This is a genomic window from Tepidimonas ignava (genome assembly GCF_004342625.1).
Lineage (GTDB): Bacteria > Pseudomonadota > Gammaproteobacteria > Burkholderiales > Burkholderiaceae_C > Tepidimonas > Tepidimonas ignava.
In genome coordinates this window covers 99,370-112,500 of sequence record NZ_SMAH01000006.1, presented here as the reverse complement: position 1 = coordinate 112,500, position 13,131 = coordinate 99,370, and the positions used below count along the sequence as shown (strand labels likewise).

The following is a 13,131-nucleotide window of genomic DNA, read 5'->3' as shown; positions in this document are numbered from 1 at the left end:
ACGATCCTGCGTGGGGACAAGGTGGGCATCATCGGCCCCAACGGGGCCGGCAAAACGACCTTGCTGCGCTTGATCGTCGGGGAGCTGCAGCCCGACGCGGGCACGGTGCGGCGTGGCACGAGGCTGCAGGTGGCGTATTTTGACCAGCTGCGCCAGCGGTTGGACCTTGAGGCGACGCTGGAGGATTTCATCAGCCCTGGCAGTGAATGGATCGAGCTGCCGGGACGGCGCCAGCACGTGCGCAGCTACCTGGCGGACTTTTTGTTCGACCCGGCGCGGGCGCGCAGCCCCGTGCGCACGCTCTCCGGCGGCGAGCGCAACCGCCTGCTGCTGGCGCGGCTGCTGGCGCAGCCGGTCAATACGCTGGTGCTGGACGAGCCGACCAACGACCTGGATATCGATACGTTGGAGCTGCTGGAGCAACGGCTGGCGGACTACGACGGGACGGTGCTGCTGGTCAGCCACGACCGTCGCTTTTTGGACGCCGTGGTGACCAGCACCCTGGTGTTCGACGGCGACGGGCGCTGGCGCGAATACGAGGGTGGCGTGGACGACTGGATGGCGCAGTCCATGCGGCTGCACGGGCGCGTGCCGGTGTGGCCGTCGCCATGGCGCGACGACGAGGACACCGCGGCGGCGCCAGCGCCCACCCACCCGACCGCCCCCGCGACACGTCGGCGGCTCAGCTACAAGGAGCGGCGGGAGTTGGAGGCGCTGCCCGCCCGCATCGACGCGCTGGAAGCCGAGCAGCGCGCCATCGAGGCCGAACTGGCCGATGGCACCGTGTACGCGCGCGACCCACAACGGGCACGCACGCTGGCCGAGCGGCACCACGCGGTCGAGGCCGAGCTGCTCGACGCGCTGCAGCGCTGGGAGGCCCTGCAGGCGCTGGACGATGCGGCAGCGTCACCGCGGTGACGGCAACCGCAGGCCAGGTGGGTGGCGACGAACACGCCGCCGTGCACAATGCCCTCCATGCCAACCCCTGCGCTGACGTGGGCCGAATTCACCGCCTTGCTGACGCTGGCCACCGCGGCCAGCTTCACGCCGGGCCCCAACACGACGCTGTCGACCGCCTTGGCGGCCCAAGGCGGACTGCGGCGAGCGCTGCCCTTTGTGTGCGCGGTGCCGGTGGGCTGGGCGCTGCTGCTGGCGCTGTGCGCCGCTGGCGTGGGGACCTTGGTGCTGACGGTGCCGTGGCTGCGGCTGGGCATCGTCGGCGCTGGCGTGGCCTACCTGCTGTGGCTGGCGTGGCGGTTGGCACGCGCGGGCACACCGGCCCAGGGCCCGGTGCCGCCGCTGCGGATTTCGTTTGCACGCGGCGTGCTGCTGCAGTTTCTCAACATCAAGGCGTGGATGTTGGCGCTGTCGGTGGTGGCCGGGTGGATCGCGGGGCATGCGCAGGCCGGGCAGCGTTTGGCGTGGGTGCTGCCGGTGATGGTGGTGTACGCGCTGTCGAGCAACCTGACCTACGCGATGATCGGAACCGCGCTGCGCGGGTGGTTGGCCGGGCCGCTGGTGCAGGGACGCCCCAGCCACCGCCGACTGCGCGCCTTCAACCGCGCGATGGCCGTTGCGCTGGCGGTGACCGCCGTGTGGATGCTGGTCAGCGGTCTGGACGGGCGGCGTTGAACCGCGCGGTCACCGCGGCGACTGCCGCGCCAGTCGGCGGCGCGGACAATGCCGCGCATGGGCACCCTTCACCTCGTGCGGCACGCGCAAGCCAGCTTTGGCAGCGACGACTACGATCAGCTCAGCCCGCTGGGCTGGCGGCAGGCGCAACGCCTGGGTGAGCATCTGCAAGCGCACGGGCTGGAAGTGGGCGCGGTGCTGTGCGGCACCCTGCGGCGCCATCGGCAGACGTGGGAGGGCATGCGCCAAGCGTGGCCGTCCCTGCCTGAACCGGTGGTTTGGCCGGGCTTGGACGAATACGACAGCGCTGCGCTGATCGAGGCGCTGCACGCCCCGTGCGCGGGGGATCCCCACACGCCTGAGGGGTATCGGGCCCACTTCCGGCTGCTGCGCGACGCGCTGCGGCAGTGGATGGATGGCGTGATCACCCCGCGCGGCATGCCCCCCTACGAGGCCTGGCGCCGCAACGCGTTGGAGGTGCTCGAACACGCGCGTCAGCAACACGCGCAGGGGGAGGTGTTGGTGATCAGCAGCGGTGGGCCGATCGCCACGTTGGTGGGGCATTTGCTCGGGGTGCAGCCGGAGACGACGGTGGAGCTCAACCTGCGGCTGCGCAACACGGCGCTCAGTGAGGTCGCGGTCACGCCCAAGCGCTGCGCGCTGGTCAGCTTCAACACGCTGCCGCACCTCAGCGCCCCCCAGCACCGCGGCTGGATCACCTACGCCTGAGAAGGCCCGCCGGGTGGCGCAGCGGCCAGCATGGTCAGCGGCGCGTCCATCGCTTCGAGCAGCAGTTGCGCCAGCGCGCGGCCAGCGGCTTCGATGACACGCCGGCCCCATGAGGCATCGGCCGCGGCGGCGTCGCCCGCCGCGCCCAGCGGGTGCAGGTCGTGCATCGCCCACGCCCATTTGGCGCTGCGCCCGTCGTGCAGCGTGGGCTGCCGGGGCACGTGCTCGGTGCGGCGCGACACGAAGGTTTGCAAGGCGGCGTGCCGCACCAGGTGCGGCGCCAGCGCCAGCATGGCGGCGGTTTCGAGCTGGCCGGCGTGCACGCCCCAGCGACGCTCGGACGCGCCAAGGTCACCCTCCAGGTCGTGGCCGTCGGTGTCGATCAGCGGCAACTGCCACCAGTGCACGCTCCACACCAGCAAACCGTGGCGCATGCGCATCGTGCGCGTGGCCACGTCCAGCAGACCCACGTGGCCGCCGTGGCCGTTGAGGATGAGCAGCTTGCGCACCCCCGCCCGGGCCACGCCGGCGGCCACGTCGGCCAGCAGCGCCAGCGCCGTTTCGGGCTGCAGCGACAGGGTGCCGGGGTAGGCCGTGTGCTCGGTGCTCAGGCCCACGGCCAGGGTGGGCAGCACAAGCAGCGGCGCGTCATGAGGCAGGTGGGGCGCGGCGGCCGCCAGCACGCCCTCGGCAAGGAGGGTGTCCACCCCCAGCGGCAGGTGGGGACCGTGCTGCTCGGTGGCGCCCAGCGGCAGCACCGCCAGTGTGCGCGCGGCGTCCAGCGCGGCGAAGTCGGTCCAGGCCAGGTCGGCCCAACGGCGCAGGTGCGGGCGATGGGTCATGGCGCCATCGTAGCCGATGCGGCCCGCCCCACGGCTCAGGCACCCGGCTGAGCGTCGTAGATCCAGCGACGCGACCAGGGCAGCTCCTGCGCGCTGCGCCCCGCTGGCCGGCACAGCACCTGGTACAGCGCGATCTGGTCGTGCTCGAACGCCCACGCGCAGCCCGCCAGGTACACGCGCCAGATGCGCCAGATGCGCTCGGGTACCATGCCACGCAGGCGTTGCGACTGCCCTTCGAAGTTGCGGCTCCACAGCGTCAGCGTGCGCGCGTAGTGGCGACGCAGGTTTTCGACGTCGAACGCTTCCAGCCCGCCCTCTTGCATGGTGCGCAGCACGGTGGCGATGTGCGGCAGTTCGCCATGCGGGAAGACGTACTTGTCGATGAAGCGCCCGCCGCCATAAGGGGTTTCACCGTCGGCGGCGTCGGTGGTGGTGATGCCGTGGTTCATCGCCCAGCCGTCGGGCGCCAAGCGATCGCGGATGATGCGAAAGTACTGCGGCAGGTGTTGAAGGCCGACGTGCTCGAACATGCCGACGCTGGTGATGCGGTCGAACGTGCCTTCGACATCGCGGTAGTCTTGCAGGCGAATCTCGATGCGGTCGGTCAGACCGGCCTCGGCCACGCGCTGGCGCGCCAGCTCGTACTGCGCCTGCGACAGCGTGATGCCCACGCAGCGAGCGCCAAACTTTTGCGCGGCGCGCAACACCAACGCGCCCCAGCCGCAGCCGATGTCCAGCAACGTGTGCCCTGGCTGCAGCCGAATCTTGGTCAGGATGTGGTCGATTTTTTTGCGCTGCGCGCTGGCCAGGTCCTCGTCGCCGTGCTCGAAGTAGGCGCACGAGTACACCATCGCGGGGTCCAACCAGGTGGCGTAAAAATCGTTGGAGACGTCGTAGTGGTACTGGATGGCCTCGCGGTCCAGCTTGCGGTTGTGCTTCAGTCCCTTGACCACCCGCTGCAGCAGCGTCGTGGAGCCTTGGTGCGCGGCGTTGTCGCGCACCAAGGCGTGCGCCATGGCCAGCACGTCGTCGATGTCGCCTTCGACGTCGAGGTGACCTTCGACATAGGCCTCACCCAGGCTGTCCAGGCTTGGGTTGAGCAGCGCCGACAACGCAGCCACGTCGCGCACCGTGATGACCACCTTGGGCTCGTCAAACCGCCCCAGGTCCCACGCGCGCGGCGCACCGTCCGTGTTGCCCGTCCCCCACACCACGCGCAGCGGCAGGTCGAGCCGCTGCCGCCAGCGTTGCACCCAGGCGTCGATGGCCTTGTCGATGGTTGGCATGCGCGCACCTCCTGATCCCATACACACCTTGGGGGATTGTTGGGTAAGCCCGCGTGGTTGTGAAGGGGGTGCGGGCTATGGCGGGCATTGGCGGTGACGATCGCGCACGGCCCCGGCCGCATGCGCCACAATGCAGCGCGGCCCTTGGGGAACCCCAGGGGGAATAACAGATTCGATAGCGTCACGATGAAACAACGTTGGCTTGCATGCTTGGCCCAGCACGGGCGGCGATGGGTGCGCACGCTGGGACTGACGATGGCGACGGCGCTGCTGGCCGGCGGCGCCGCGGCCCTGGAGGTTTTGCCGAGCCGCAACCCCTCTGCGGCCGTGGCTGGCGCCAGCGCCGACCTGGCCGGCGCCCGCGCGCGCACCGAGCACGCCCAGGTGGCGCTGCTGGCGCACGCGCCCCAGGGCGTGGCGCCCGGCCGCGCGCTGTGGCTGGGCTTGCAACTGCAACACGAGCCGGGTTGGCACACGTATTGGCACAACCCAGGCGACTCCGGCTTGCCCATCGAGCTGCAGTGGACGCTGCCCGAGGGCGTGCAAGCCGGTCCGATCCAATGGCCGACGCCGCGCAAATTCCCCATCGGCGAGCTGGCCAACTACGGCTTTGACGGCACGGTGCTGCTGCCGGTGCCGCTGACGCTGCCGCCCACCTGGCGCGCCGAAGCGCTGCCGGTGCGGCTGCACGCCACCTGGCTGATCTGCCGCCAGGAGTGCGTACCGGAAGAAGCCACGCTGCAGCTCACCCTGCCCGCCGGCGCCGTGATGGGCGAGCACGCGGCGGCCTTCGAAGCGGCGTGGGCCGCCGCCCCGCGAGCGCTGCCGGGCGCGCGCGCCGCCCTGCGTGTGGACGACGCTGGGCTGCACCTGGAGGTGGCGGGGTTGCCCGGCGACTGGCAGGGACGCACGCTGGAGTTCTTTCCGGAAACCGGCAATCTGATCGCCCCGGGCGCGCCCTGGACCCAGCGGTGGGACGGGCCGGTGTGGCGTGCCAGTGTGCCGCTGCACCCCTACCGGACCGAGACCGCCACGCGGCTGGCGTTTGTGCTGGCCCTGGCCGACGCCGGCCACGGACCCGCCCCGGCCGGGGTGCGCCTGGACAGCGCGGTGCAGGGCACATGGCCCGCACCGCCCGCGCCGGCACCCCTGACCGCGACGGCACCGGTGCCGCCAACCCCGGCCGACGCCACGGGCGAGGTCACGGCGCTGGGCCTGGCCTTGGCCGTGCTGGGCGCGCTGGTGGGCGGCATGATCCTCAACCTGATGCCGTGCGTCTTTCCGGTGCTGACCATCAAGGTGATGGCGTTTCAGGCCCACGGGGCGGATGCGCGCGCCCACCGGCTGGGTGGGCTGGCCTACACGGCCGGGGTGGTGTTGTCGTTTGCGGCGCTTGGGGCGGCGTTGCTGGCGCTGCGCAGCGCCGGCGAAGCCGTCGGCTGGGGCTTCCAGCTGCAAAACCCGTGGGTGGTGGCGGGGCTGGCAACGCTGTTCCTCGTCATCGCGCTCAACCTGGCCGGGGTGTACGAAGTGGGGGCGCTGGCCCCCAGCGGGCTGGCGGGGATGCAGCTACGCCACCCGCTGGGCGACGCTTTTTTGACCGGCGTGCTGGCCTCGGTGGTGGCCTCGCCGTGCACGGCGCCGTTCATGGGCGCATCGCTCGGGCTGGCGGTGACACTGCCCGGCCCGGCGGCACTGGCCGTGTTCGCCAGCCTCGGGCTGGGCATGGCGCTGCCGTACCTGGCGGCCAGTTGGTGGCCCGCGCTGGCGCGAAGGCTGCCCCGGCCCGGCCCCTGGATGCAAACGCTGCGCCAGGCGCTGGCGTTTCCGATGCTGGCCGCGGCCGTGTGGCTGCTGTGGGTGCTGGGGCAGCAAACCAGCGTGCATGGGCTGGCGGCCCTGCTGCTGCTGTGGCTGGCGTTGGCCTGGGTGCTGTGGGCCTGGGCGCGCCGCGCGCGCGTGCTGACGGCGTTGGGCGCGCTGGCGCTGGCGGCGCTGGCCGTCGGCGTGGGCCCCCATGTGGTGCGCGAAGCGACCATGCCCGCGGGCGCCGCCACGGCCCAGGAAGCTGAGCGCTGGCAAGCGTGGACCCCGCAGCGGCAGGCCGACTTGCTGGCGGCGGGCCGGCCGGTGTTCGTGGACTTCACGGCGGCGTGGTGCGTCACCTGCCAGGTCAACAAAGCCGCCGTGCTGAGCGACGCCGAGGTGCTGCGCGCCGCCGAAGCCGCCAACATCGCGCTGCTGCGCGCGGACTGGACGCGACGCGACCCGACGATCACCGCCGCGCTGGCGGCGCTGGGGCGCAGCGGGGTGCCGGTGTACGTGCTGCACGTGCCGGGACGCGCGCCGCAGGTGCTCACCGAGGTGCTCAGCGTGGCCGAGGTGCGCGCGGCCTTTGAGGGGGCGCGGCGATAATCGCGCGCCAGAGCCCCTCCACCTTTTGAGATTGACGCTGCGCCATGCCCTTTGCCCCGCTTCGCAACGATACGTTTGTGCGCGCCTGCCTCGGGCAGGCCACCCCGTACACCCCTGTGTGGCTGATGCGCCAGGCGGGGCGCTACCTGCCCGAGTACTGCGCGACGCGCGCGCGGGCCGGCTCGTTCATGGGCCTGGCCACCAACGTTGACTTCGCCACCGAAGTGACGCTGCAGCCACTGCAGCGCTACGAGCTGGACGCAGCGATTTTGTTTTCCGACATCCTGACGGTGCCCGACGCCATGGGCCTGGGGCTGACCTTCGCCGCCGGCGAAGGCCCGCGGTTTGCGCGCAGCGTGCGCAGCGAAGCCGACGTGGCCGCGCTGGCGGTGCCCGACATGGAGCGGCTGCGCTACGTGTTCGACGCCGTCACCAGCATTCGGCGCGCGTTGGACGGCCGGGTGCCGTTGATCGGCTTTTCCGGCAGCCCCTGGACGCTGGCGTGCTACATGGTCGAAGGCGGCAGCAGCGACGACTACCGGCACGTCAAAACGCTGCTGTACGCCCGCCCCGACCTGATGCACCGGCTGTTGGCCATCAACGCCGATGCGGTGGCGCTGTACCTGCGCCACCAGATCGAGGCCGGCGCGCAGGCCGTGATGGTGTTCGACAGCTGGGGCGGCGTGCTGGCCGATGGCATGTTCCAGCGCTTCAGCCTGGCCTACACGCAGCGGGTGCTGGCCCAGCTGCCGCGCGAACACGACGGTCAGGTGATCCCGCGCATCGTCTTCACCAAGGGTGGGGCGCCGTGGCTGGCCGAGATGGCCGCGCTGGACTGCGACGTGTTGGGGGTGGACTGGACGGTGCACCTGGGGCGCGCGCGGGCGCTGGTGGGTGGACTGCCCGGCGGCCCCGGCAAGGCGCTGCAAGGCAACCTCGACCCCGCCGTGCTGCTCAGCACGCCCGAGGCGGTGGTGCAACAGGCCGTCGCCGTGCTGGAGGCGTTTGGCGCCCCCCACACCGACCCCACGCGGCGCGGACCGACGCACATCTTCAACCTGGGGCACGGCATCAGCCAGCACACGCCGCCGGAACATGTGGCCGCGCTGGTGCACGCGGTGCACGACCATTCGCGCCGCATGCGCCAAGCGCGCTGAGCACCGTTGGCCAACGGGGCACAGGCGCGGGCTTATGCACAACTACATCACCACCCAGAGGGACCGCCGGGGTCACCACGGGCGGCCGGCCAGCCCTCACCGAAACCGCATAAGTCATTGTTCTTTCGATGACATCCATGCGTTGCCGGGTTTTTGTGCAGCCTGTTGCAAGCCTTGAGCGGCAACGCTTTCCGATGCCCATCCGCAGGTTGCCAACAAAGTTATCCACAAGCCCCCTGGATAACCGACAAAAGCCCCGGTCGCACAAGCCCTTGGCCCACCCAGCGCAACACCGCTTGAAGACATGAGGCCATCCGCGCAGGTCGCCGTCGTCGTGCCCACGCCCGCGCACAGCGAGCTGCACGGGCCACTGACCTACACGCACGACGCGCCGCTGCCGCCCGGCACCCTGGTGCGGGTGCCACTGGGCCGGCGCACGGTGCTGGGCATCGTGTGGGACCATGCGCCGGCAGCGCCTGGTGCGGCCACGCTGCGCGCCATCGACGAGGTCTGGTCACCGCTGCCCCCCCTGGACGCGGCGTGGCGCGCGCTGGTGGCGTTTGCCGCGCGCTACTACCAACGCAGCCTGGGGGAAGTGGCGTTGGCCGCCCTGCCGCCCGCGCTGCGCACTCTGGACGCCGAGGCACTGGCGCGCCGACTGGCCCGCACACCCAGCCCATCCGGCCCCACCGCCCACGAAGCCCCGCCCGCGCTGACAGCCGATCAAACCCAAGCGCTGCAGGCCATCGAAAGCGCCACGCGCCCGGTGCTGCTGTTTGGCGCCACCGGCAGCGGCAAAACCGAGGTGTACCTGCAGGCCGCGGCACGCACGCTGGCGCGTGATCCCTTGGCGCAGGTGCTGGTGCTGGTGCCCGAAATCAACCTGACGCCGCAGTTGTTGGCGCGTTTTCAGGCGCGCTTTGGCGCCAGCGTGGTGGCGTTGCACTCGGGCCTGACGCCGGCGCAGCGGCTGCGCCACTGGTTGGCCGCGCACATGGGGCAGGCGCGCATCGTGCTGGGCACACGCACCGCCGTCTGGGCCAGCCTGCCGCGGCTGCGCCTGATCGTCGTCGACGAAGAGCACGACCCCAGCTACAAAAGCCAAGAGGGCGCACGCTACTCGGCGCGCGACCTGGCGGTGGTGCGCGCCCACCACCTCGCCGCCGCCGGCTGCCGGGTGGTGCTGGGCTCGGCCACGCCGGCGCTGGAAACCTGGCACGCCGCCGAGCAAGGGCGCTACCAGCGCATCGAGCTGCCCGTGCGCATGGGCGGCGCGCACTGGCCGGCGCTGCGGTTGGTGGACCTGCGCCAGCAACCGCGCGACACGCTGCTGGCGCCGCCGTTGCGCGCCGCGCTGCAAGCCCGGCTGGCGCGCGGCGAGCAGGCCCTGCTGCTGCTCAACCGGCGTGGCTACGCCCCGGTGATCGCCTGCGGCGACTGCGGCTGGAAAAGCGGCTGCCCGCACTGCAGCGCCTACCTCGTGTACCACAAGCGCGAGCGCGCGTTGCGCTGCCACCACTGCGGTCACGCCCAGCCGGTGCCGCGCGCTTGTCCCACGTGCGGCAACGTCGATCTGGCGCCGCTGGGCCGCGGCACCGAGCAGTTGGAAGAGCATGTGGTGCAAGCGCTGGCCGAGCTGCGCCGCCCCGACGGTGGCCCGGTGCGCGTCGGCCGGCTCGACGCCGACACCGCGCGCGGCGTGGGCGCGCTGGAGCAAACGCTGGCCGCCGTGCACCGCGGCGAGCTCGACGTGCTGGTGGGCACGCAGATGGTGGCCAAGGGGCACGACTTTCGGCGCATCACGCTGGTGGCGGCCATCAACCCGGACGGCGCCTTGTACGCCAGCGACTGGCGCGCGCCGGAGCGGCTGTTCGCACTGCTGTTGCAGGCCGCTGGGCGCGCCGGGCGCGACGCCGCGTTCACGGCGGCCCAGGGTGCGCAGCCCGAGCTGTGGGTGCAAACCAGCCAGCCCGACCACCCCTTGTTCGCCGCGCTGGCGCGGCACGACTACCCAGGCTTTGCCGCCCAGCAATTGCAGGAGCGGCGCGCGGCGGGCATGCCGCCGTTTGCGCACCAGGCGCTGCTGCGCGCCGAGGCCCGCCAGTTGGAAGTGGCGTTGGCGTGGCTGCAACACGCCGCCGCGTGCGCCGACGACCTGCCCGGGCGGCCCCAGGTGACGCTGTACGCGCCGGTGCCGATGACGCTGACGCGCGTGGCCGGGGTGGAGCGCGCGCAACTGCTGCTGGAGTCGGGCTCGCGCGCGGCGCTGCAGGCGCTGCTGGCGGCGTGGCTGCCGCACCTGCACGCGCTGCGGCGCACCCCCGCGGGCCGCGGGGTGCTGCGCTGGGCCATCGACGTCGATCCGTTGGGCTACTGAGGGCGCGCCGCCGGTCACGGCGGCGCCACGGCGCGCTGCACCCCGCGCGCCAAGCCATCGGGCAAGTGCGGCAGCAGCCCCAGCACGTGGGGCAGCAACCACTTTTTGACGCCGCGCACGGTGCTGGGCACGATCGCTTCGATCAGGTGTGGCCCCGGCGTGGCCAAGGCACGCTCCAACGCGTCGGCGAAGGCCTCGGCGGTGTTGACCCGCTGCGCCGGCACCCCCATGCCGTGCGCCAGTTGCACGAAGTCTAGCGGCGGCTGCCCGAGGTCGAACTGCGCCCGCGCCCGCTCGCCCCCGCCGACCGCGCCCACCCGGCGCAGCTCCAACTGCAAAATGGCGTAGGCGCGGTTGTTGAGGATCACCGTGACCACATGCAGGCGCTCACGCGCCATTGTCCACAGGGCCTGGGGCGTGTACATCGCGGCGCCGTCGCCCACCAGCGCCAGCACCGGGCGGTCGGGGCAGGCGATGGCCGCCCCCACCGCGTTGGGCAATCCCTGGCCGATGGCGCCACCGGTCAGCGTCAGCACGTCGTGGCGCGGGGCCCCGCGGGTGAAGTGGGGCAGCAGCGTGCCGCTGGTTTGGCTCTCGTCGACAACGATGGCCCCCTGTGGCAGCAGATGCCCCACCGCCTTGGCCAGCGTGGCGGCACTGAGCCGGCCACGCGGCCGCGGAGGCCGCCTGGGGGGCTGGCGCGGTGGCTCGCTGCCTGCCGCGCCCAAGCGCGCGGCCAGGCGGGCCAGGGCGTCGGCGGCATCCTCCCCCACGTCGGCCAGCGTGTGCACCGTGCACCCGGGTGGCACCAGGCTGCCCGGCTTGCCGGGGTAGGCAAAAAACGACACCGGTGCGCGCGCGCCCACCAGCACCAGGTGACGCACGCCGCGCAACTGCACCTGGGCCAACTCGGCCAGGTAGGCCAGGCGCGCCAGCGGCGGCAAACCGGCGCCACGCTCGATGCGCGCCGGGAACGTTTCCGCCAACAAGCGGGCCCCGCACGCGGCGGCGCAGCGTGCGGCGTCGAGCTGCGGCTCGGCACGCAACGCGGCGCCCCCCAACAGCAGCGCCGCGGGCTCGCCCCGCGTCAGCGCCGCCGCGAGGGCGTCCAGGCGCGCGTCGTCCACCCGCGCCGGCGGCTGCGGTGGCGGCACGACGCCGGGCGCCGCACCCTCGCTCCAGGAAACGTCGGCCGGCAAAATCAGCGTCGCCACCTGCCCCGGCGGGTGGCATGCCGCGGCCACCGCGCTGGCCGCCATCGCCCCCAGCGCGTGGACATCGGTGCAGGTGTGCAGCCAGCCGCTGACGTTGCGCGCCACCGTGGCGATGTCGGACTGCAGCGGGGCGTCCAGCGCCGCGTGGTGGGTGGCGTGGTCGCCGACGATGTTGACCACCGGCGTGTGCGCCTTGCGGGCGTTGTGCAAATTGGCCAGGCCGTTGCCCAGCCCGCAGCCCAGGTGCAGCAGCGTCGCCGCCGGGTGGCCGCGCATGCGGGCGTAGCCATCGGCCGCGCCGGTGGCCACACCCTCGAACAGCGTCAGCACCGCACGCATGCGCGGCTCGGCGTCCAGCGCCGCGACGAAGTGCATCTCCGACGTGCCGGGGTTGGTGAAGCACACCGTCACCCCAGCATCGGCCAGGGTGCGCAGCAGGGCTTGGGCTCCGTTCATGGCGGTCTCCTTGGGATCGGCGGGGCGCGGCGCGCATTCACCCCGGCCGCAACCACGCCGTGGCGGCCGAAAAGCTCACGAACGCCAGCGCCGTGGACACCAAAATGATGCGTGCGATGCGGCCGTTGTCGGCCCCCATGCGCTCGGCCAGCAACGACACGTTGCTGGCGCTGGGCAAGGCGGCGGTCAGCACCAGCACCGTCAGCGTCGAGGCCTGCAGCGGGGCGCCCAGGCGCGCGGCGGCCGCCCCCAGCAGCAGCACCAGCAGCGGGTGCAACGCCAGTTTGGCCAGCGCCAGCGGCACGTAGTCGCGCCATGGCATCGGGTGGTCGGCCTGCATTTGGGAGCGCGCCAACACCGCCCCGATGGTGAACAGCGCCACGGGGCTGGCGGCGTCGGCCAACAGGGCCACCGTCTTGTCCAACGGGCCGGGCAGCGTCAGCCGCCACGCCGACGCCAGCGCCCCCGCGCCGATGGCCCACGGCATGGGGTTGCGCAGCACCCCCAGCAACGCGTGGCGCAGCGCCGCACGGGCGCCCCCCTCCCCGGCGTCCAGCCGCGACAGGGCGATGCACAGCGAGCTGGTGATCACCATGTCCACCACGATGACCACGATGACCGTCCCCACCGCCTGCGGCCCCAGCAGCGCCGCGATCAGGGGCACCCCCATGAAGCCGGAGTTGGGGAACGCCGCCACCAGCGCCCCAAAGGCCGCGTCGTTCCAGCCGATGCGCCCACCCAGGCTGAACACCACCGCCAGCCCCACCACCAGCAGCGCGCACACCAGCCACACCCCGGCCACCGTGGGGTCGAGCAGTTGCGCGATCGGCGTGGAGGCGCCGAAGCGGTACAGCATGGCCGGCAGCGCGAAAAACAGCACAAAGCCGTTGAGCCCCGGGATCGCGGCCAGCGGCAGCCAACCGCGCCGCGCCGCCAGGTAGCCTGCGGCCACCAGCGCGAAAAAAGGAAACGTGACCAGCAGGATCGAAGCCATGCCCATGGGTGCGCATGGTAGCGGGGCAC

At 72.3% G+C, this 13,131-nt stretch carries 10 protein-coding genes (1 of these 10 only partly in view); 6 read left to right on the top strand and 4 right to left on the bottom strand.

The features are described from left to right. From EDC36_RS06245 to EDC36_RS06235, 3 genes are all read left to right on the top strand, one after another. Positions 1–918 carry the end of an ABC-F family ATP-binding cassette domain-containing protein gene (locus EDC36_RS06245; protein WP_132962389.1) on the top strand. Its footprint begins 1,002 nt before the window's first position, so only the last 918 of its 1,920 coding nucleotides appear in the window; the start codon falls outside the window, past its left edge; the stop codon is at positions 916–918. Between the two features lie 72 nt (positions 919–990). Beyond that, on the top strand, positions 991–1,632 hold the full coding sequence (locus EDC36_RS06240) for a LysE family translocator (protein ID WP_132962435.1): 642 nt from the start codon (positions 991–993) through the stop codon (positions 1,630–1,632). Between the two features lie 57 nt (positions 1,633–1,689). Then, positions 1,690–2,361 (top strand): histidine phosphatase family protein, encoded by a 672-nt coding sequence (locus tag EDC36_RS06235; protein WP_132962388.1) that lies wholly within the window; start codon positions 1,690–1,692, stop codon positions 2,359–2,361. Here the strand turns inward: EDC36_RS06235 and EDC36_RS06230 are convergent. Together EDC36_RS06230 and EDC36_RS06225 are read right to left on the bottom strand one after the other, a co-directional pair. Continuing rightward, positions 2,352–3,203 (bottom strand): creatininase family protein, encoded by an 852-nt coding sequence (locus EDC36_RS06230; RefSeq protein WP_132962387.1) that lies wholly within the window; start codon positions 3,201–3,203, stop codon positions 2,352–2,354. The genes EDC36_RS06235 and EDC36_RS06230 overlap by 10 nt on opposite strands. Positions 3,204–3,238: 35 nt before the next feature. After that, positions 3,239–4,489, bottom strand: coding sequence for an SAM-dependent methyltransferase (locus EDC36_RS06225; RefSeq protein ID WP_132962386.1), 1,251 nt, complete (start codon positions 4,487–4,489; stop codon positions 3,239–3,241). Positions 4,490–4,675: 186 nt separating this feature from the next. On the opposite strand from EDC36_RS06225, the gene EDC36_RS06220 reads away from it, so the two are divergent. The 3 genes from EDC36_RS06220 to priA all read left to right on the top strand — a co-directional run bounded on the left by EDC36_RS06220 (position 4,676) and on the right by priA (position 10,438). Further along, positions 4,676–6,904 (top strand): protein-disulfide reductase DsbD family protein, encoded by a 2,229-nt coding sequence (locus EDC36_RS06220; RefSeq protein WP_243646494.1) that lies wholly within the window; start codon positions 4,676–4,678, stop codon positions 6,902–6,904. 44 nt (positions 6,905–6,948) lie between these two features. Continuing rightward, positions 6,949–8,061 (top strand): uroporphyrinogen decarboxylase, encoded by a 1,113-nt coding sequence (hemE, locus tag EDC36_RS06215; protein WP_132962385.1) that lies wholly within the window; start codon positions 6,949–6,951, stop codon positions 8,059–8,061. 304 nt (positions 8,062–8,365) lie between these two features. Further along, complete coding sequence (gene priA / locus EDC36_RS06210) at positions 8,366–10,438, top strand: replication restart helicase PriA (protein ID WP_132962384.1); 2,073 nt, start codon at positions 8,366–8,368, stop codon at positions 10,436–10,438. Between the two features lie 14 nt (positions 10,439–10,452). Here the strand turns inward: priA and EDC36_RS06205 are convergent, their stop codons facing one another. Together EDC36_RS06205 and EDC36_RS06200 are read right to left on the bottom strand one after the other, a co-directional pair. After that, complete coding sequence (locus EDC36_RS06205; protein WP_132962383.1) at positions 10,453–12,108, bottom strand: acetolactate synthase large subunit; 1,656 nt, start codon at positions 12,106–12,108, stop codon at positions 10,453–10,455. 37 nt (positions 12,109–12,145) lie between these two features. Continuing rightward, on the bottom strand, positions 12,146–13,102 hold the full coding sequence (locus EDC36_RS06200; protein ID WP_132962433.1) for an AEC family transporter: 957 nt from the start codon (positions 13,100–13,102) through the stop codon (positions 12,146–12,148). Positions 13,103–13,131 lie beyond the last annotated feature (29 nt).

Excerpts from the sequence above, each read along its gene's own strand:
- EDC36_RS06235 (WP_132962388.1), top strand. The coding sequence starts at position 1,690 with ATGGGCACCCTTCACCTCGTGCGGCACGCGCAAGCCAGCTTTGGCAGC.
- EDC36_RS06230 (WP_132962387.1), bottom strand. The coding sequence starts at position 3,203 with ATGACCCATCGCCCGCACCTGCGCCGTTGGGCCGACCTGGCCTGGACC.
- EDC36_RS06225 (WP_132962386.1), bottom strand. The coding sequence starts at position 4,489 with ATGCCAACCATCGACAAGGCCATCGACGCCTGGGTGCAACGCTGGCGG.
- EDC36_RS06220 (WP_243646494.1), top strand. The coding sequence starts at position 4,676 with ATGAAACAACGTTGGCTTGCATGCTTGGCCCAGCACGGGCGGCGATGG.
- hemE (WP_132962385.1), top strand. The coding sequence starts at position 6,949 with ATGCCCTTTGCCCCGCTTCGCAACGATACGTTTGTGCGCGCCTGCCTC.
- priA (WP_132962384.1), top strand. The coding sequence starts at position 8,366 with ATGAGGCCATCCGCGCAGGTCGCCGTCGTCGTGCCCACGCCCGCGCAC.
- EDC36_RS06205 (WP_132962383.1), bottom strand. The coding sequence starts at position 12,108 with ATGAACGGAGCCCAAGCCCTGCTGCGCACCCTGGCCGATGCTGGGGTG.
- EDC36_RS06200 (WP_132962433.1), bottom strand. The coding sequence starts at position 13,102 with ATGGCTTCGATCCTGCTGGTCACGTTTCCTTTTTTCGCGCTGGTGGCC.